At 44.2% G+C, this 18,927-nt stretch carries 19 protein-coding genes and 1 pseudogene; 14 read left to right on the top strand and 6 right to left on the bottom strand.

The window, feature by feature from the left end; translation table 11 throughout:
* Positions 1–135: 135 nt before the first annotated feature.
* Entirely contained in the window at positions 136–1,530 is a 1,395-nt protein-coding gene (locus HYU97_01780) for an HD domain-containing protein (GenBank protein MBI2335476.1), read from the bottom strand.
* On the bottom strand, positions 1,511–2,545 hold the full coding sequence (locus HYU97_01775; protein ID MBI2335475.1) for a SurA N-terminal domain-containing protein: 1,035 nt from the start codon (positions 2,543–2,545) through the stop codon (positions 1,511–1,513). Before HYU97_01775 ends, HYU97_01780 begins: the two co-directional genes overlap by 20 nt.
* 94 nt (positions 2,546–2,639) lie before the next feature.
* On the opposite strand from HYU97_01775, the gene HYU97_01770 reads away from it, so the two are divergent.
* From HYU97_01770 to rodA, 5 genes are all read left to right on the top strand, one after another.
* Positions 2,640–3,680, top strand: coding sequence for a rod shape-determining protein (locus HYU97_01770; GenBank protein MBI2335474.1), 1,041 nt, complete (start codon positions 2,640–2,642; stop codon positions 3,678–3,680).
* A complete protein-coding gene (gene mreC, locus HYU97_01765; protein ID MBI2335473.1) occupies positions 3,677–4,426 on the top strand; it encodes a rod shape-determining protein MreC in 750 nt (249 codons plus the stop codon). The genes HYU97_01770 and mreC overlap by 4 nt, the downstream gene beginning before the upstream one ends.
* A gap of 277 nt (positions 4,427–4,703) precedes the next feature.
* The gene (locus HYU97_01760; GenBank protein ID MBI2335472.1) at positions 4,704–5,219 is read left to right on the top strand and encodes a hypothetical protein; all 516 of its coding nucleotides are present in this window, start codon (positions 4,704–4,706) and stop codon (positions 5,217–5,219) included.
* Entirely contained in the window at positions 5,216–7,027 is a 1,812-nt protein-coding gene (mrdA, locus tag HYU97_01755) for a penicillin-binding protein 2 (GenBank protein ID MBI2335471.1), read from the top strand. Before HYU97_01760 ends, mrdA begins: the two co-directional genes overlap by 4 nt.
* Complete coding sequence (gene rodA / locus HYU97_01750) at positions 7,011–8,126, top strand: rod shape-determining protein RodA (protein ID MBI2335470.1); 1,116 nt, start codon at positions 7,011–7,013, stop codon at positions 8,124–8,126. The genes mrdA and rodA overlap by 17 nt, the downstream gene beginning before the upstream one ends.
* Here rodA and trxA read toward each other — a convergent pair.
* Positions 8,123–8,455, bottom strand: a complete 333-nt coding sequence (gene trxA / locus HYU97_01745) for a thioredoxin (GenBank protein MBI2335469.1) — start codon at positions 8,453–8,455, stop codon at positions 8,123–8,125. The genes rodA and trxA overlap by 4 nt on opposite strands.
* A gap of 318 nt (positions 8,456–8,773) precedes the next feature.
* Here trxA and ccsA point away from each other — a divergent pair, with 318 nt between their 5' ends.
* The 5 genes from ccsA (at position 8,774) to greA (ending at position 12,767) form a co-directional block, all read left to right on the top strand.
* Positions 8,774–9,565, top strand: a complete 792-nt coding sequence (gene ccsA, locus HYU97_01740; protein ID MBI2335468.1) for a cytochrome c biogenesis protein CcsA — start codon at positions 8,774–8,776, stop codon at positions 9,563–9,565.
* On the top strand, positions 9,562–10,827 hold the full coding sequence (locus tag HYU97_01735) for a glutamyl-tRNA reductase (GenBank protein ID MBI2335467.1): 1,266 nt from the start codon (positions 9,562–9,564) through the stop codon (positions 10,825–10,827). The genes ccsA and HYU97_01735 overlap by 4 nt, the downstream gene beginning before the upstream one ends.
* A gap of 168 nt (positions 10,828–10,995) precedes the next feature.
* A complete protein-coding gene (locus HYU97_01730) occupies positions 10,996–11,700 on the top strand; it encodes an HAD family phosphatase (protein ID MBI2335466.1) in 705 nt (234 codons plus the stop codon).
* Positions 11,690–12,292, top strand: coding sequence for a ribonuclease H-like domain-containing protein (locus HYU97_01725; protein MBI2335465.1), 603 nt, complete (start codon positions 11,690–11,692; stop codon positions 12,290–12,292). The genes HYU97_01730 and HYU97_01725 overlap by 11 nt, the downstream gene beginning before the upstream one ends.
* Before the next feature lies 1 nt (position 12,293).
* A complete protein-coding gene (gene greA / locus HYU97_01720; protein ID MBI2335464.1) occupies positions 12,294–12,767 on the top strand; it encodes a transcription elongation factor GreA in 474 nt (157 codons plus the stop codon).
* A 411-nt stretch (positions 12,768–13,178) separates the two neighbouring features.
* On the opposite strand, the gene HYU97_01715 is transcribed toward greA, so the two are convergent.
* Positions 13,179–13,598 (bottom strand): acyl-CoA thioesterase, encoded by a 420-nt coding sequence (locus HYU97_01715; protein ID MBI2335463.1) that lies wholly within the window; start codon positions 13,596–13,598, stop codon positions 13,179–13,181.
* A 209-nt stretch (positions 13,599–13,807) separates the two neighbouring features.
* On the opposite strand from HYU97_01715, the gene HYU97_01710 reads away from it, so the two are divergent.
* From HYU97_01710 to HYU97_01700, 3 genes are read left to right on the top strand one after another with little or no spacing between them, the layout of a single operon-like run.
* Positions 13,808–14,359, top strand: a complete 552-nt coding sequence (locus tag HYU97_01710; GenBank protein ID MBI2335462.1) for a hypothetical protein — start codon at positions 13,808–13,810, stop codon at positions 14,357–14,359.
* On the top strand, positions 14,352–15,011 hold the full coding sequence (locus HYU97_01705; protein ID MBI2335461.1) for an HAD-IA family hydrolase: 660 nt from the start codon (positions 14,352–14,354) through the stop codon (positions 15,009–15,011). Before HYU97_01710 ends, HYU97_01705 begins: the two co-directional genes overlap by 8 nt.
* Complete coding sequence (locus HYU97_01700; GenBank protein ID MBI2335460.1) at positions 15,008–15,700, top strand: hypothetical protein; 693 nt, start codon at positions 15,008–15,010, stop codon at positions 15,698–15,700. Before HYU97_01705 ends, HYU97_01700 begins: the two co-directional genes overlap by 4 nt.
* Before the next feature lie 10 nt (positions 15,701–15,710).
* Here the strand turns inward: HYU97_01700 and HYU97_01695 are convergent, their stop codons facing one another.
* Complete coding sequence (locus HYU97_01695; GenBank protein ID MBI2335459.1) at positions 15,711–16,931, bottom strand: hypothetical protein; 1,221 nt, start codon at positions 16,929–16,931, stop codon at positions 15,711–15,713.
* 311 nt (positions 16,932–17,242) lie between these two features.
* Positions 17,243–17,812 carry a hypothetical protein gene (locus tag HYU97_01690; GenBank protein MBI2335458.1) on the bottom strand — a complete coding sequence of 190 codons (570 nt, stop codon included), beginning with the start codon at positions 17,810–17,812 and terminating at the stop codon, positions 17,243–17,245.
* 106 nt (positions 17,813–17,918) lie between these two features.
* Between HYU97_01690 and ispG the strand changes: the two are divergent.
* Positions 17,919–18,809, top strand: a pseudogene (gene ispG, locus HYU97_01685) ((E)-4-hydroxy-3-methylbut-2-enyl-diphosphate synthase).
* Positions 18,810–18,927: the final 118 nt, after the last annotated feature.

Here is an 18,927-nt window from a genome sequence, read left to right as displayed (position 1 = left end):
GCTGGCTACAATGAATTACATTGTCATTCCTGCCCCTGCCTACGCAGGGGTAAACTCCGGCAGGAATCTAGCATTTACAAAACTTAGATCGATACTGGATCCCGCATCAAGTGCGGGATGACACCTAGTAAAAAGTTAACCTGCTGTAGCAAGCAAATGTGAATATTTTGTTAAAGCAAAGTTTTTTAAATAATCTAAAGTATTATTTTCAGGGTCAGCCAAGACATGGTCAACCATATCTTTCAAAATTTTGCCTAGGGTTGGGCCTTCGGGAAAGCCCAATTCCATGAGGTGATGCCCATTAATCGCCAGGTCTTTGGGGCTAAACGGGGGTTTTTTAGCCAATTCTTCTTTAACAATATTTCTTAATTTAAAAACCCCACGCACCGTATGGGGAAAACCGCCACCTTTTTTGTCGGCAATTCTGAGGTCAATGAGTTTAAAAATAAGATCTTGGCCAATTTTTCGAATAAACCGACGAATGGCCCTTTCGCCGTAAAAACTCTTGGTTTCAAACATGTGATTAAAAACCAGGTTTAAAATATTTTGCGGATTAACCCCCAACATCTCAATAGGGTAACGTTGTATCCATTTGCGGGCTAAGCGGCTTGAGACAATTTGATGCCCGTAAAAAGTGACTTTTTTGGTTTTGGGATCTTCGGCTCGAGTGTAGGGTTTGCCAAGGTCATGAAAGAGGGCAGCAAACATCACTTCTAAATCGCCTGGGGTTTCAAGGTCGGCACTGCCGCGCGCCGCATCGAGCACCCGCATGGTATGAGTGTAAACATCGCCACCATGACGGGCAGGTTGCATCACTCCAATCATGCGTTCAACTTCGGGGAATAAAATAGATAAAAGCCCAACCTCGCGCATGAGGTCAAAACCCACCGAAGGCCTTTCGGCGCTGAATAATTTTCTTAATTCTTCCAAGATGCGCTCAGGAGAAACGGTTTTAATAAGCCCAGCATTTTTTTTCATGAGGGCAAGAGTTTGGGGTTCGATCGTAAGATTTAAACGGGCCGTAAATTGAACGGCACGAAGTAAGCGCAGAGGGTCTTCTTCAAAGGCCTGCAGAAAAACTACCTTAAGAGTTTTATTGGCCAGATCAATCTTGCCATGGAAAGGGTCAATGTAGGTGCCAGAGGCCAAATCTTTAGCGATCGCATTGATGGTAAAATCACGCCGGCCTAAATCTTGTTCAACGGGAAGAAAAGGGTCAAATTCTACCTCAAAATCACGGTGACCGGTTCCGGTGGATTGTTCTTTGCGCGGCAAGGCAATATCGAGAGTAAGCTCAGCATCATGAGGCTTAAATTTCAAAACGCCAAAACTTTTGCCCACCATCTTAACATGCCCAAACTTTGCTAAGATTTGGCAAAGCCTTTCCATGGGGATTTGGGAAACTAAAAGATCTTGGTCTTTGGTGGGGCGCGCCAGCAACTCGTCGCGCACCGATCCACCCACGGCATACACTTTGCCGCCGGCTTTGAATAAGGTTTGTAGCAAGGGATTATGGGAGGTCAATGGCACTTTTGATTTTGGCCTCTTTTTGCATTTGTTGTAAATAGTTGGAAAGAATGAGGTGGGCTTTGTTAAGCTTGCCTTGTTCGCGTATGGAGTTCTTTTTTTCTTCTAAAAGTTTTGGCTCAGGCTTTTTGTATTCGATAAGTTTAACCACTAGATAATGATTTTTAGTATCAATGGGTTCTGGGCATAAACCGTTAGATTCTTTTAACACACAAGCGAGCAAGGTTTCGGTGGATTCTGGAAATAAATTGATGATGGATTTTAGTGGTTTTAACCCCGTGGTAATTTCAGTTAAGGAATTTTTCTTGAGCCAGGCTTTATTCAAAGCACCTTTTTGCCAAGTCGCAATTGTTTCTTTGGTTAAACTAGCGGCATTAGGGGAGCGTTCACTTTGAGTTTCATTGAGATTTTTTGGCACCCGTACATATTCTAAATTGAGTTCGGTGTAATTCAAAAGAAATTGGTCGGCAGTTTCTAGGTTGGTAAAGGGCAAGATGCGTTGCATGAGTTCTTTGACCTTAGCGCCTTTGAGTTCTTGATTGAGTTTCACTTCATAATTTTGCCCATAGTTTTCTTCAAAAAAGGGGCGAATCCGGTTAAGATAAAAATCGCTATTAAATTTACCATCGACTTTGAAGTTGGGGTCTTCGCGGATGGTCTTTTCTAATTCAACTTCTGAAATTTTAATCCCAATCTGATCGGCTAATTGCGACCAAAGCAATTCTTGGATCAAGGCTTGTAAGGTTTGGTGTTGGACAATTTTGCTAAGTTCAGGAGGGATTTTCTCTTTGTTTAAGCCACTAAAGCGTTTTAATTGGGCATCTAAGAGGGTTTGATAGGTTCCGTAGGGGATGGGTTCGCCATTCACCATGACTACCGGGGACTCATTACCGGAGATTTGCAAACGACTACTAGAACTAAAGTAGCCCCCAAAAATAAAGACAAAAGGTAAAATGATGAGTACAATGACGAACTTCAAAACAGACTTTTGAGCTTTGTTGCGAATAAAATCTAACATAGGTTCCTTTTATGATTGATTCGTTTTTGGCGATAGTGCTAGCTTAGTTACAATTTTTTGACGGCATTTCCAATAGAAAATTCGGAGGGGTTCGATGATTCTGGATTCCATTTTAGGATTTTTTTCGAAAGATTTGGCCATCGACTTAGGCACAGCCAATACCTTGGTTTATGTTAAAGGCAAAGGGATTGTTTGTGCAGAGCCCTCGGTAGTGGCGGTGCAAAAAGATAGCCGGGGTTTAAAACGGGTAGTGGCGGTGGGGCGAGATGCCAAAGACATGATTGGGCGGACGCCCGCTAGCATTGAGGCCATCCGGCCGCTCAAAGACGGGGTCATTGCTGATTTTGAAATTACCGAGGCCATGTTGCGCTATTTTATTCGTAAAGTGCATAATCGTCGTACCTTGGTGAGCCCGCGGATTATGATCTGCGTGCCTTCGGGTATTACCGAAGTTGAGCGACGGGCGGTGAAAGAATCGGCAGAATCTGCCGGTGCCAGGGAAGTGTTGCTGATCGAAGAACCCATGGCTGCGGCCATTGGGGCAGGGTTGCCGGTTTCGGAGCCCACCGGTAATATTATTGTGGATATTGGCGGTGGTACCACCGAAGTGGCGGTGATTAGCCTTGCGGGCATTGTTTATTCAAAATCGGTGCGGGTTGCAGGCGACCAAATGGATGAAGCCATCATTCAATACATCAAACGCAAATATAACCTTTTTATTGGGGCAAGAACCGCCGAAAATATCAAGATCACCTTAGGTTGTGCCTATCCCAATGGTGAAATTAAAACCATGGAGATTAAAGGGCGTGACCTGGTGGGGGGCATCCCTCGCACCTTAGAGGTCAACTCCAACGAAATTTACGAAGCCATTGCGGAGCCGGTGCATGCCATTGTTGAGGCTGTCAAAAACACTTTAGAAAAAACGCCCCCTGAGTTGGCTGCTGATATAGTAGATCGAGGCATTGTGGTGAGTGGCGGGGGTGCTTTGTTAAAGAGGCTCGATGTCTTGTTGCGAGAAGAAACGGGCTTGCCCGTTACCATTGCCGAAGACCCATTGACTGCCGTAGTGATGGGTACAGGGATGGCTTTAGATAACCTCGATAAATTACGTGGTGTCACTCGTCCCACCTCATGAAAAGACGTTTAAAATTTATTTTAGTAAGTCTGGGTACGCTTGCGGTTTTTTGGTTGGTGGCGGGTTGGGTGGCCCCACAAAAAATTGAAAGTATTACCTTAATTTTATCATCGCAATTAACCAAAATATCAGGGTTTATAAAATCAAATGTTTTGTCTAAAAAACAAAAACCCCTTTCGGAAGAAGAACGATCAAGGTTATCCGCTGAGTTAAAAGTTTTGCAGGGCGAAAACTTGCGTTTAAAATCCCTCTTATCTTTGCGTGAACAATACCCCGAAAAATCTTTGGCCGCCCGAGTGATTGCGGGTGATCCCACTCATTCGTTTCAAATTTTATGGATCAACGTTGGGTCAAACGATGGCGTGCAAATCAATGCTAATGTGCTGACCCCAGAGGGCTTGGTTGGCAGGGTGGTCAAGGTGCTTCCCCATCAGGCCAAAGTGCTGTCGATTCAAGACCCGCAAAGCGTGCTTGAAGTATGGGTAGAAGGCAAAAAAGTTCGGGGCATGGTTTCTGGAAAATCAAAATTGCTTAGCTTAGACAAACTTTCCCAAGAAATTTTGCCACAAGAAGGTGACATTTTAATTACCACCGGGCTAGACCCATTTTTTCGTGCAGGCATTCCTGTGGGGAAAATTCAACGCGTTGGAATTAGAAAATTAGATTCATCCCAGGAAATTGAAATTTTACCGTGGGTTGATAAAGATGAAGTTCGGGAAGTTTTAGTAGTCAATAGTCGCCCCTGAAGCAGCAGCCTCTGTGTTTGCAAAGCCGGCGCTACAACGCATGCGTCTCAGGACAGGGTCCACGATGGGGCCCCTCTGTCATTGCGAACCCAGCGGGGTGAAGCAATCCCTTCTGTCTAACCGGTGGGATTGCCGCGCCCGTTGGGCTCGCAATGACAGAAAGTCCATGCCGGCTAGCCCGCATGGGGGCCCCGCCGCTTCCGCGATGGCTTTGCAAACAGAGAGGCGGCGGCTATCAGGGGCGACCAAGTAATAAAACAATTAGAAGAGTTTAATGATGCGGGAGTTTTTTTATTTTTTATTGGGAGTGGGTTTTCTTGTCTGGGGGCAGGTTAGTTCTTGGGATTCGGTGGATTTTTTTGCGGTGTATGCGGGGTTGGTCTTGTTTCGTTTGCCGTGGGTATCGGCAGGGGTGTTGATAGGTGTGCAAGCTATCCTCTGGTCGCCGTTAACAGGAGGCTTTGTTAATGGGTTGTTGGTTTTAGTCGTGATTTATGCGGGTATCTTTTTCTTGTTGCGTGGCCATCGCCGTGAAAAAACATTGGCTTTGGCGTTGTTTCACTTAAATCTTTTTTTATTATTGAAGTGGGGTTTTTTAAATAGAGTTTATGGATTAGGCACTCTCTTTTTTTCTAGTTTAGTGTATGGGTTGTTTTGGTATCTGTTGCCTAAACTAGAGTATTTTATCGGCCAATATGTACGGCGTTTGCGAACATCACCCATGGATGAACTCAATTGGCAGAAACCGCAGCGGCGCCGCAAATCCCGGAACCCTTTTGGATTAAAGAAATGAAAAAATCCAATTTAGTTTTTTCTTTACTTATTTTGAGTTTGTTTTCAATTTTGCTGGTGCGATTATTTTATTTGCAAGTTGTCCAAGGCAATCAATATGCGCAGTTCGCCCAACGCAATGCCTTTCATTGGATCGACATCAAGGCCCCTCGGGGCCGGATCTTTGATCGTCGTGGTCAGTTATTGGTGAGCAACGAACGTGACTACCGGTTAATCTTGCATCCTTCACGCATCGAATCCAAAGCCGCCACGATTCATACGCTAGCTTATCTTTTAGAAGTTGACCCCGAAACAATAAGTTCAATGCTGCAGCGTTCAGCCGGTTCCCCACTTTTTGAGCCGATCGTTTTAGCTACCCATCTTGGCTATGAAAAAATTTTAGCGATCAAAAGCCGCTTAAGCGAATTGCAGTTTGAAGAAAGTGGGGATTACTCCTTGGCCGGCATTGAGTTAAGCGAAGGGCATCGGCGTAACGCAATAGGGGGGGAAGCTTTTGGGCATGTGCTGGGTTATGTTCGTGAAGTCAGTCGCCGTGCCCTATTAAAAAATCAAACTCAAGCGGGGGCACCTTTAAGCGCTGGTGATCTGGTTGGAGTAGCGGGGGTAGAATTGCTTTTTGATCCTAGCTTGCGGGGGCTGAATGGGCACAAAGAAATTATTGTTGATGCCAAAGGGCGAGAGATTGTTGCCCCTGGCTTAGGGCTCGAAGAGATGTTAACGAGTAGCCTGCCCCAGACGGGGGAAGATCTTTATTTAACCATCGATAGTCGCTTACAAAAAACAGCTTATGAACAATTCAAAGGCAAGCGCGGAGCTTTGGTGGCCATAGATCCGCAGACCGGTGAAATTTTGGCATTAGTCAGTTCACCGGCTTATGCCTCCGATCAACTCAACGGTAAAATTGAACCGGATTTATGGAAACGTTTAAGTGAGGACCCTAACCATCTATTGCTTAATCGAGCGGTGCAAGGGGCCTATCCACCAGGCTCTGTTTTTAAAATTTTGACGAGTCTAGCTGGGTTAGCCGAGAAAAAAATTAAACCATCTGACAAAATTTATTGCCCAGGTTATTTAGAGTTTGGCGGGCGGCGTTGGGGCTGTTGGAAAAAGTCAGGCCACGGCCAAGTGGATTTGCACCGTGCTTTAGTTTCGTCTTGCGATGTTTATTTTTACAAATTGGGATTAAGCCTGGGCGGAGAAGTTTTGGCCCGTTATGCACGATTGCTGGGGTTGGGGGAAAAGACCGGTGTGTTTGGGACTGTCGAACGTGCAGGCCTTATTCCCGATCCAACCTGGAAGCTGAAAACACGTAAACAGCCTTGGAGCCCCAGCGATAATCTTGGTTTTGCCATTGGGCAAGGGGACGTTTTGCTAACTCCCCTGCAAGCCGCTTTAATGATGGCGGAGGTGGCCAATGGTGGTTATAAAATCCACCCTCAGCTTAGTCTTGGGCAAAAATTACCCCGTGAAAAAATTTCATGGCCATTGAGTGAACAAGATTTACATACGATAGTTCAAGATTTATTGGGAGTTGTAGAAGAAGGGCAAGGCACGGGCGGGCGGGCAAAAATTAAGGGTATGCAGGTAGCGGGTAAGACAGGCACGGCGCAAGTGTCGATTTTACAAAGTTTGCCAGGGGGTGGTAAAAAATTATTAACCGAAGATCATGCTTGGTTTGTGGCCTTTAGCCCAGTCGAGCATCCTAAAATCGCATTAGCCATTGTGGTGGAACATGGTGGGCATGGGGGTGCGGTGGCAGCACCCATTGCAAAAGCAGTATTAGAGACTTTTTATGATTTGGCACCCTAAAGACGCACGAAAAAATTTTTTCAACTTTCATTGGCCGATGTTAGCCATTTGGCTGGTTTTGATTTTGATCGGATTGCTGAACCTGTACAGCGCCACTTCACATCAAGCCGGGGCCGTGGCTGGCTACTTTTATTCTCAATTAATCTGGTTAGGGTTGGGGGCTTTAGTTACTTTTCTTTTGGTGTGGACCGACTATCGTTATTTTGAGGCGGTGGCCTACCCGGTTTATGGGGTGACTTTAGTGCTTTTGGTGTTGGTGCTTATTTTTGGAAAAAGTTTTTCGGGTCAACAAAATTGGTTGGTAGTGGGAGGCTTGCGGCTGCAACCCGCTGAGTTTGCAAAGCTTGGGTTAATTTTTGTGTTGGCTAAATTTTTCAAGCGCGAAGCCCACGCAAAATTTTATAGCTGGCGTGAAATCAAAATTCCATTGTTACTGATGTTGCTCCCGTTCGTGCTTATCTTAGGTGTGGGTGATATTGGCAATGCCTTATTTTTCTTGAGTATCGGCGGTACTTATTTTGCCATGGTAGGCGTGCAGCGCAAAATTTTGTTACTTCTGATTGGCATGGCTTTGATTGCAGGGGGGGTAGGGTATAAATTTTTTCTCAAAAATTATCAACGCGCTCGTATCTTAACTTTTTTAAACCCAGAACAAGATCCTAAAGGAAAAGGCTATCATTTGTTGCAATCCAAAATAGCGGTGGGATCCGGTAAAATTTTTGGCAAGGGCTATCGTAAGGGGCATTTGAATAAATTAGCCTATTTACCTGAACGCCACACCGATTTTGTTTTTTCAGTTTTGGCAGAAGAATGGGGTTTTGTAGGTGGTTTAACCCTTTTATCTTTATATGCCATGCTGTTGTGGATGTTGTTGTCAGCCAGTGCGCACGCCAAAGAGCGCTTTGGCGCACTCATCCTGCTTGGAGTCGTGAGCCTCTTCTTTTGGCATATCATCATTAATTTAGGTGGCGTGCTGGGTTTGCTCCCCTTAACCGGAGTGCCGTTGCCCCTCTTAAGTTACGGGGGTTCGTCAGTGCTCACCTTCTCAATCGCCATGGGATTAGCCTTTAGCATTCATATGAAGAGGCATGTATTTTAAGCCAAGACGCGATTGACAAAGTCGTCGAGCGCTTGTTTTGAGGCTGAACCAACATGCGTTTCCACGACTTTCCCACCTTTAACTAAGAGGAGGGTGGGAATGCTGCGTACCCCAAACTTGGCCGGGGTGGCATAGTTTTCGTCGACATTCATTTTATAAACTTTGAGTTTACCCACTTTTTCATCGGCAATTTGATCGAGGATAGGTGCAATGGCGCGGCAGGGTTGGCACCATTCGGCCCAAAAGTCGATGAGCACAGGCTCGGCGGATTTTAAAACCTCTGCTTCAAAGTTATTGTCGGTAGCAACTTTAATGTTAGCACTGGCCATGAAAGCTCCTTTAATTCGTAATGCCTTAGTCTTGCAGGGAGAGCACTTGGGTTATTTCGTCAGCCGCGCTCCAGCGGCGACCCTCATGGGGCTAGCCGGCACGGAATCCTTCCGCGTTCCCGCCCAGAGGCGGGCCTCGGCTTTCCATGCCGGCTAGCCCGCATGGGGGCCCCGCCGCTTCCGCGATGGCTTCCTCAACAACCCAAGCACTCTCCCTGCAAGACTAAGACATTACCCGTTAGTTTAGGTTTAGCCTTTCTTTTTATGTAAGTTTAAATTATGGAGCTGTCAAGGGACTAACCGGAGTAAAAAAATCTTATGGAACTCTATTTTTTCAATATTATCCTTATTTTATATTTGGTTGTGTCGCTTGGGTATTTACTTTATTTGGTCTTTGAAAATGAAACTATTTTAAAATACACTCGTCATTTAACCACCGCGGTTTTGGTTCTGCATACCCTTTTCTTGGGTGGCTACCTCTATCAAACGCAAGAATTGAATCGCTTCGATCCTTCTTTTGTTTATATTCTCTGTGCTTGGTTGTTGGCACTGGTTTATTTGATCTACAATTTTAAATATAAACTCAAAGCCGTTGGAGTTTTAGTTTTTCCAGGTGCTACGATTTTCTTTTTTTTGGGGTATTTTAATCTAAAAATTCAACCCTCACCTAGCATCTTACTAACTTCGCCTTGGGCCAGCATTCATATCGTCTTAAGTTTTTTGAGTTTATCGGTTTTTGTATTGAGTTTTATTTTGGCCATTTTATTTTTTCTGCAAGAATTTCAAATTAAACATAAAAAGTTTTTGAGCGTCTTTACCAGGCTACCTTCATTAGAAACCATGGATATTATCCATGCTCGAGCCATGTCATCTGGGTTTTTGTTGCTAACCTTGGCTATTATTACAGGTGCCATGTGGGCCTATTCGGTGCGGGGGGTCATTTTTTATAAAGACCCACGCCAGTTGTGGACCATTGGGGCCTGGCTCATTTATGGGTTATTTTTACAAGGTCGTTATTCAGCCAAGTGGCGGGGTCGCCGTGGGATGCTGCTCTCCTGTTTAGGATTTGTCATCATTATTTTTACTTTTGTGGGAGTGCGGCACTCATGAAGTATTTTGTGTTGGGAGTGAACCATCATAAAGCTCCCATTGAAGTGCGAGGCAAGCTCGCGGTTTCAAAATCAGACATTCCCTTGTTTTTGAGTCATTTTAAAATTCAATCAGGGGTTGAAGAATTAGCGATTCTTTCAACATGCAATCGAGTCGAAGTTTATGGAACGGCAGATGCTCCAGTAGATTATGAAAACAAGGTGAGGCTTGCCTTTGCAGAAGGGTTTAGAATTAGTGTAGAAGAACTCAACCCCTATCTTTATTATTTGGTTGATTTAGCAGCCATCGAACATGGTTTTAGGGTGGCGGCAAGCCTTGACTCAATGATCGTAGGCGAACCGCAAATTTTAGGGCAGTTTAAGCACGCCTATCAAGAGGCCGCTCAATGTCAAATGGCCAAAGGGCATTTGCATAAATTTTTTCACCGTAGTTTTCATGCGGCCAAGCGAGTGCGCACCGATACGGAGTTGGCCAAAAACCCCGTTTCTTTTGGCTTTGCTGCGGCAACGCTAGCCAAACAAATCTTTGGTGATCTTAATGCCGTGGGTCTTTTGATGATTGGGGCAGGCAAAATGGCCGAATTAACTTTGCGGCATTTAGCTCAAGCCGGTATTCAAAAAATCTTTGTCACCAATCGCACTCATGCCAAGGCCGTTGATCTTGCCCAATGCTTTAATGGCGAAGCGATTCCTTACGAAAACTTCGACCGTTGGCTCCCCGATGTTGAGATTGTCTTAACTTGCACCGAGGCAAATCAGTTTTTACTTACCAAAACTCAAGTGAGTAAAGCCATGCGGGTGCGAGCCGGCAAATCTTTGTTTGTGGTCGATGTTGCTGTGCCGCGTAATGTAGAGCCAGAGGTTAATGAATTAGAAAATGTTTACCTTTATAATATTGATGATTTGGGTCACATTATTGTTGAGAATCGTAAAAAACGTGAACAAGAGGCTAAACTTGCCGAAGAGATTGTGCGACAAGAGGCCTTTAAATTCAGACGAGAAACCCTACAGCTCAATGCAGCACCGCTTTTGTCAAGCCTTACCCAAAAGATGGAAAATTTTCGCCAACAAGAACTTAGCAAATTCGTTAGTAGCAAGCATCTAGATGAAGCAGCGTTTAGAGAAACTTTAGAAAAAGTAACTCATGGTTTAGTTCATAAAATGTTGCATGACCCAATGATGGTGATTAAAGAACATTCGGATGATGAAGAGGTATTAGCCATGGTAAAAGAACTATTCCGTTTAGAAGAAGGGGACCTCTAAAAAGGGCCCATCTGCAAAGCCTGTCCTGAGCGCAAGCGAAGGATTGCCCACAAAGACGCGATCCTCACGTATATCTATATACGCTCCGGTCGCGTCTTTGCGGGCGCCTTGCATCTGGACCCTTTTTAGAGGTCCCTGGAAATTTAAATTTTTAGAGGTAAGATTAATATGCTGCGGGCTTTTCTCTTTGATTTTGATGGAGTGATTGTTGATAATGAACCGCTTCATTGTAAAGTGTTTCAAAAAATTTTAAAGGAAGAAGGGATTTCGTTAACTGAAGAAGATTATTACCAACGTTACTTAGGTTATGACGACATGGCTTGTTTGCAAGCCATTTTTAAAGACCAAAGAAAGAAGGTTGACACTCAAACGGTCCTTGAACTGGCTAGAAAAAAAGAGCAGGCTTTTAGGCAAGAGATTGAGCAAGGGCTGCATTTTGTGCCAGGGGTGATTGAGTTTATTCGTGCCTTGTCCGATCACTACTATATTGGGATTGTTTCAGGTGCCTTGCGTTCTGAAATTGATATTGGGCTTGCTCAAGCGGGCATTAGTGACTTGGTTAATGTGATTGTGGCCGCCCTTGATGTAAGGCTTGGCAAGCCTAACCCCGAAGGGTATCTGACGGCGTTGAGGCTTTTAAACCGTGATCATGTGCCGGCGAGCGAAGTGGTTTTGACTCAAGAATGTTTGGTTTTTGAAGATTCACCTTGGGGTTTGCAAGCAGCCTTGGGCGCACAAATGCCGGCGGTGGCTCTAACCACAAGTTATGATAAGCCTCAGTTGTCGGGCGCTTTAGAGTGGATCGAAAATTTTAGTGCTTGTTCTATAGCCTGGATTGATGCGCTGGAAGGGAGAATTTCTCATGGAAACTGATGGTGATGTTTTAGTTTTTGACTTAGAAACCAAGCGTACCTTTGATGAAGTGGGGGGTAATAACTATGGTTTATTGGGGGTAAGTGTGTTGGGTTATTATTCTTATCAACGGGATCGTTATGAATGCTTGCTGGAATCGGAATTAAACCAGTTTGAAAATGCCATCATTGATGCTCAATTGATCATTGGTTATAATTCTAACAAATTTGATTTGCCGGTGTTGCAGCCTTATTTGAGCCTTGATGTATCAAAATTACCTTCTTTAGATTTGTTAGAAGAAATAAATAAGGTGTTGGGTTTTCGAGTGGGCTTAGATAGTGTGGCCCAAGCTACCTTAGGGGTTGGTAAAACCGGCCATGGCCTAGATGCTATTCAATATTATCGCCAAGGCGAATTGGAAAAGTTGAAGGCTTATTGCCTCAACGATGTAAAAGTGACCAAGTTAGTTTATGATTATGGGGTGAAGCATGGCGAAGTGGCGTATTTGGGAAGAGATAAAGTAACCCGAAAATTGGTTGAAACCAGTTGGAAGAATTTTCAATCTAAAGATCAAGCTGAAGAAAAAATGCAGCAATATAGATTGTTATTTTAATATGGCGCAAGAACCCATGACCCCAGAGGGGTTAAAAAAACTAAAAGAAGAATTGAAACGTTACAGATTTGTCGAGCGGTTAAAGAATGTAAAAGACATCGAGATTGCTCGTGCCCATGGTGATTTGCGCGAGAATGCCGAGTATCATGCGGCTAAAGATCGCCAAGGGCATATCGCAGCCCAGATTCAATTTTTAGAAGACGCCATTGCTCGTGCCGTGGTGATTGATCCGCAGACCCTCAAATCAGACAAAGTCGTTTTTGGCGCTACCGTTACTTTATTAGAACTCGAAATAGAAGAAACCGTTACTTATCAGATTGTGGGTAAGCATGAATCTGATTTAAAAGTCGGCAAAATTTCTGTGGATGCGCCTTTGAGCAAATCTTTAATTGGAAAAACCGTGGGGGACGCAATTGTGTTCAAGAGTGCGAAGGGTGTTAAAGAATACGAAGTGATAGAAATTAAATTCCTCTAATAGATGTCATTGCGAGCTAACTTCTAATGTCATTCAGAGCCCAGCAGGGTTCCATGTCATTGCGAGCGAGCCTCGTTGGCGAGCGTGGCAATCTTCCATTTCATCTGCAAATCGAGTCACGTCTTTTTGAAAAGTAGGTAGGGCCTATCCTTGTTTTCAAACGCGCACCGTTCGCCCTACGATGCTCATCTGTCATTGCGAACCCAGCAGGGTGAAGCAATCTCTTCTGTTTAAGCGATGAGATTGCCACGCTCGGTATCATGGGTCCCCCGGTCAAGCCGGGGGATGACAGCAGCGGCTCGCAATGACAGCATTTGTATTGCCTTCGTGCGGGCTTGTTCCTTGCACAATGTTTTCAAACAAGGGTAGGGCCCACCTACTTTTCAAAAAGACTTTGAACAAATATCCCGTTCAGAATTTTTTATTCTCAATCTTCTCAAAAGTTGTTTTGAGCGCTGGGGGGATGGGGAGGGATTTTTTATTTTGATAATCAAAATAAACTTGTACGCTTGAACCGGTGGCGACTAAACGGCCGGAGGTTTTTTCTTCTAAGCGGTATTCCATGATAAACGAAGAATTTTTTATTTGGGTGGTGCATAGTTTAACCACCATCGTTTCTCCCAAAAAGGCAGGCGATTTAAACTGGCAAGAGATATCGGCTAAAATGAAGCTTGCTTTGGGCAGTCCCTCGAAATTCATGTTGGGAAATTGTTTAAAATATTCCATGCGGCCTTCTTCCATATAAGTAAAATAAACGGAGTTATTGACATGGCCCAAGGCGTCGAGGTCTGAGAAACGCACCGGGATTTCTTTTTGTATCTTGTATTCCACAGGAACTCCAAAAATTTTAGAACACTTACTTGACAAAAGGTTCACAGTAAATTTAGTAGAAAACCATCCTACAGTTAATTAACTTTTAAACGGGCTGTCATCCCCGCGAAGGCGGGGATCCAGTTTTGTAAATTAGGACTAAGCACTGGATCCCCGCTTTCGCGAGGATGACACATGATTTGATTTTTCTAATCTTGAAGGGGTCTTTTATGCAACTTTCTTTTCCAGATCTTAAAAAAAATTTAATCCACTGGTTGGGGTTCCCTCACATGACTACTTTTTTAGAACTCGATCAAAAATTATCTAAAATTGAACGAGATCTTGATCGTTATAGAACAAAATTACGGCATAAACGCTTGCGGCGATCTTATGAAGAAATCATGAACACGATTAAGCCGGTCGTTAGCCCTCTGCCAAAAGTTGTGGTGGTTGATTTAGAAACCAATACCCACGAAGTATTCAAAAAATCTTTAGAGAAAAAGTTTGATATTTTGATTATTCCTTCTATTGAAGAAGCCTTAAAAGTGGCTGATACCGAAAGGCCAGCGTTTTTCTTTTTTGAACGGGCTTTGTTGGGGCAAAGTGGTGCCAAACATGCGTTAGAGGTCTTTCAACAAAACCATCCTGAGATTAAATTTGTTTCACTCAACAGTTACCTTACCTCGCTGATTACCAAAGACTCACAGGATCCTATTCCCTTAGCCGGGAGCTTACAAAAGCCGATCCGAGTTGAAGAGTTGGGCCAAGTGGTCAATGGCTAAACGTGCCTATGGCCTCATCATCTTTGATTTAGATGGTACCCTCATCGATTCAAGGCAGGATATTGCTAATTCCATTAATTTTGCTTTAGCAAGTGTTGGCTTGAGCCCACTTTCAGAAATGGAGATTTCGGGTTTTGTGGGCCATGGAGTGCGGGCCTTAATAGGGCAGGTGTTGGGGAGCTTAGAAGATTCAAGGCTCCCCGTGCTTCGTAAAAATTTCCAAGAACATTATGCTCAACACCTCCTAGACACCACCCAACTTTATGCGGGGATAAGTGAACTTTTAAAAAGTCTGCCAGAAATAGAATTAGCGGTGGTGAGCAATAAACCCCAGCGAATGACCGAAAAGATTTTAAAAGGGTTAAATATTGAACGCTATTTTAAATGGGTGGTGGGGGGCGATACCTATCCAGTGATGAAGCCCGACCCTCAAGTTTTGAGCAACATTCTAGCGCAATCGCAGAAAAATAAAGAGAGGCTTATGGTAGGTGATAGTAGTGTGGATATTCGAACAGGCAGAGCTTGTGGAATTAACACCTGTGGGGTTACTTATGGGTTTAGGCCGATTGAAGAATTAAAAGCAGCAGGGCCCGATATTTTGGTTCACTCGGTGACAGAATTACAACAAGTGTTGGCAGGGGAATCAGATTGAAAATTCTAAACAAAATATTTTTAGTCGGTCTAGGGGTGGGCTTGGCGCTTTTACCCCGCGTCATTCATGCCAAAAGATATCCTTGGAATGTCGACATTCCAATTCCAGTGGGAGAGCCGGTTTATTTGGTTGTTAAGGGGGTCTATGATTCGTCAGCGCAGGCCAAAAAAACTCGAGAGCTTATTCAAGTAACTTTAAAAGATATCCCCGCCGATGGCGTGGTTGCCAGTGACGCTTTAACAGGCTTTCCCCAAGGAAAATGGGTAGTGGCCAGTGTCTTTGATACGGCGGAGCGTGCCCAGTGGTGGGCTAATTTTTCGCATCGCAATCCCACTTTGCCCAAACCCTATATAAAAAAAACAACCTTGTTAAAATTGGTAGAGCTGCCTTATTTGCCCAATAGCCATCGTGCCGAGCAAAGGCGTTTTATGAGTGAAGAAGAGGCCATTAATTTGGTCAAAGGTTTAGACGATGTAAGGCAATTACAAAACAAACAGGGGGTCAAATTTCTCATCACCGATTATCCACGCAGTGGGGATTTGCGTTATGAGGTTGAAGTGCTGGCGGTGAAGGCCGGCAAACCTCATGGGGTGATGTACGATTTTTTTATGGTGGATGCGGTGAATCAAAAGGTTACCGAACGCTATTCCAACCTATTCAAAAATTCCCTAAAATCAGCACACCGCTGATAAGTTCAACTTAAAAATCAAAAAGAGATCTAAAATCTTCCCTGAAACCATAATAAACTTTCCCTTCCCTATCGACGATGGCAGCGTCACTTCTATCACCATGAAAATCCGCATTAAAAAATCTAATTGTGGCGCTTGCATTCTGCGATGCTTTTAGAATTCTGAAGGCAATATCTTCATCCCCTGAAATTACATGTATCTCAATAGTATTTTTGTCGTTTTGGCCCAATCTTTGAAAGAAAGAATCAATATATTGTTCCCTAACCATGCCATCGATGTGGGCCATACCAATATTGGTAACATGGCCACCTGAATCTCTTGAAACCGCGATGAGTATTGCACAAGGACCAGCTCCCATTGTATACAAGCCATCAATCTTGCCAGTGGGGTTTAGAAATCGGGCATCTCCTTGAAGTACACCAATAGTATTAGGTTGTTGATATTCAAAAGAAGAGGGCAGTGAATTAAGATCAGAGGTATTAATTTGGGTCAACTCTGCTCCTAACTTTTTGCTTTCTGCAGCTTTTGAAATATCTTCAGGATTTATCCCGAATCTTTGCGCTGTGCCTGGCAGAAAAATTTTATCGGATTCTATGTCAATAATAGCTTGTGTAAACTTGCCTCTATCTGAACTATCATCCCTGGAGACACGACTGACTTTTCCTTCTCCATCTAGCCAGATATTGAAAACTAAATCCCATCCATGAGCATTGTTGATTCGAAGAACTTGATATTGGGCGTCGTGGTGAACACGAAAGCCACCTTTCACTATTTCTTTCTTATTCCTTATTGCATTCAAAATATCAGGAGAAAATAAATCCTCGAGAGTCCAAACCCCATTCACTGAATTCTGCGGGGGGGGGGATCCAACGTTTTCATTCCTTAAAAACGTCGAGATAGCCATTGCATCCGAATAAACTGCTGGGAAAAGACTTGAACCAATTTTCTTTGTCCCTTGAGGGAATCTATTTTGGTATTCCTTTACCAGTTCTATGAATTGGTCTGGACTAATATTTACTTTAGATAAGATGTCAGCACGGTCATCTTCGTTAATTTCATTCTGTCCAGAATTAACTACATCAAGAAGGCTGCCCAATTCTTCTTCTGTAACGTTGGAATTTCCATCATGCAACTTTTTTAGGGGGTCACTTTCTAATAACGCGTTTAAGCCTTTTTCGGCGACAAGATTATCAATAGGCTTATTATCGATGGTTAATTTTTGAGCTGTCATAAAATTTAAACTAAAGTAATTTCAGGGTCACAGTGACCTGCTTATTAGTCACTGATTTCACTAGTGTTTTTAGAACACATGATTTTTATTTGGGGGACATATCCCTCACAAATTCTTGAAAACCAATTTTCTGTTATGTATTATCGGAAAAACCGAAGGAAAAGTAGCGTAGAATTGTTCGATCGCAAGCGATCAATATCTTCACTTCCTTGCGTCATACCCCTGAAGCAGGATCCCATCCCCAGGGTCCGTACCACCGCACGATATGCCCTTTCTGCTTGGTAGGCTCTATGTACTAGTTCTAAAGGGACCTAGGTTGGCGGGTGGGTGTGGGAAGTCGTTTTTAAAAGGCTGACGTCTTCTTCTATAGTTGTTACGCGGTCATTGTTTTGATCGATTTTTTGAGAAAGTCGCAATTCAGAGTCTTGGACTTTTTGGGTTAATTCCGTAGTTACGCCTTGGATTTCTTGTTTTAGTTCCGTGCGTACGCCTTGGATTTCTTGTTTGAGCCCCCTTAATTGTTCATCATTTGCTTCCCATCGCCGATCATTTGCTTCCCATCGCCGATCATTTGCCTCCCATTGCCGATCGTTTGCTTCCCATCGCCGATCGTTTGCTTCCCATCGCCGATCGTTCTGATCCCAGCGTTTTTCATTGGCTAAAAACCTCATGTCAACCTTGGCAAATTCAGCCATCACTTCTTTTTTAAACACCCGTAGTTCAGCGCCAAGGTCATCTTTGATGGTGTTCAAATTTTCCTGCATAAGCTCAAATTGGCTTTGCACCTGCTCAGCGATGATGCGAGCATAGCGTTCTGGCTCAGGAGTGTCTTTGAGGTGGGGTTTCTGTTTTTTTATAGAGGGATTCTTTTTGATGGGCATAATTAAAACTAAGAAAAATAGGCAAGGAAAGCAATTGGATTTTTTGGGATTTTTTAAGAAGTTTCGTGGCTTGATTTTTGCCTGTCAAATCGATAAGTAAGACCCAATGTATGTTCCTTCTCTCTATTATTATGGGCGGCGCAAGACCCATGAGGTAAAGGTGGGTGAGGTGGGGGTGGGTGCTTCTAACCCGATTCGGGTGCAGTCCATGACCATTGCCGATACGCTCAATACCCAAGCCGTGGTGGCAGAGGCCGAAAGTTTGGTGAAGGTGGGCTGCGAGATTGTGCGCATTACGGCCCCCACGATTAAGCATGCTGAAAATTTAAAAAATATTCGTGATGAACTTCGCCGCCGTGGGATTAAGGTTCCCTTGGTAGCCGACATTCACTTTACACCCAATGCCGCCGAGATTGCGGCCGACTATGTTGAAAAAGTTAGGGTCAACCCGGGCAATTATGCCGATCGCAAACTCTTTGTGGAACGAGATTATACCGATGCGGAATATGAAGAAGAGTTGGCGAGAATTCGCGACAAATTTTTACCCTTGGTGCGTAAGTGCAAAAGCCGTGGGGTGGCTATGCGCATTGGCACCAATCATGGTTCGCTCTCTGATCGCATTATGAACCGTTATGGGGATACTCCGCTCGGCATGGTGGAATCAGCGTTAGAATTTTTGCGCATTTGTGAAGATGAAAATTATCGGCAAATTATTTTGTCGATGAAAGCTTCCAACACCCAAGTCATGGTGCAGGCCTATCGCTTGTTGGTGGATCGCATGAATGAGTTGGGGTGGACGTATCCTGTTCATTTAGGGGTGACGGAGGCGGGGGATGGGGTGGATGGGCGCATCAAATCGGCCATTGGCATACTGACTTTGTTGCAAGATGGAATTGGGGATACGATTCGGGTGTCACTTACCGAAGACAGCATTTACGAAATCCCCGTCGCGCAAAGCCTCGTTAGGCCATTTAACCAAATACTGACAAGATCCTCTGAAGGCCTTTCGCAAGCCGGTGCCTCTCGCGGCGACCTTCATGGTGCTGGCAGGGACGGAAGCCTTCCGCGTTCCCGCCAAGCCGGGCCGCGGCTTTCCGTCCCTGCCAGCACTCATG

This window comes from Deltaproteobacteria bacterium, assembly GCA_016183235.1.
Lineage (GTDB): Bacteria > UBA10199 > UBA10199 > DSSB01 > JACPFA01 > JACPFA01.
This window is presented reverse-complemented; position numbering and strand designations above follow the sequence as displayed.